This window comes from Pseudomonas sp. KB_15, assembly GCF_052114525.1.
GTDB lineage: Bacteria > Pseudomonadota > Gammaproteobacteria > Pseudomonadales > Pseudomonadaceae > Aquipseudomonas.
In genome coordinates this window covers 1-363 of sequence record NZ_JBFREX010000364.1, presented here as the reverse complement: position 1 = coordinate 363, position 363 = coordinate 1, and the positions used below count along the sequence as shown (strand labels likewise).

Sequence of the window (363 nt, the reverse complement as noted above, 5' to 3'; positions counted from 1 at the left end):
GTGCCGGTGAGATTGAGGTTGCCGCCGGCGGTGATCTGGCCGGCTTTGCCGAGTTGGTAGCTGGTAGTTACCTGGCTGGGCGCGGCAGCAGCCGCACCAGTGGCAGTCTTGCCTTGCGCGACCGCCGACCATGGCGGCGGCGCGGAGCAGCTGTCGCAGGCATTCATGTTCGGCGGCACGCCGTAGACCAGCGGCCCCCGTCCGTAGACATCGGTATTGCCCGTTGTGAGTGCCGCAAGTTGCGCCATGAAGGCCGAAAGCTCGCCCTGGTTCACCGAATCCCCGGTACTGTTGACCAGCGTTGCAGAACGGCTGTTGTCCAGGCTGCCGACGTTGAGCGTGACGTTCCTGCCCGCCGAAACG

At 65.6% G+C, this 363-nt stretch carries 1 protein-coding gene; it reads right to left on the bottom strand.

Annotation, left to right across the window (positions count from 1 at the left end):
- A partial coding sequence (locus tag AB4Z35_RS31305) for a hypothetical protein (protein ID WP_442101339.1) occupies window positions 1–363 on the bottom strand: 363 nt, incomplete at both ends.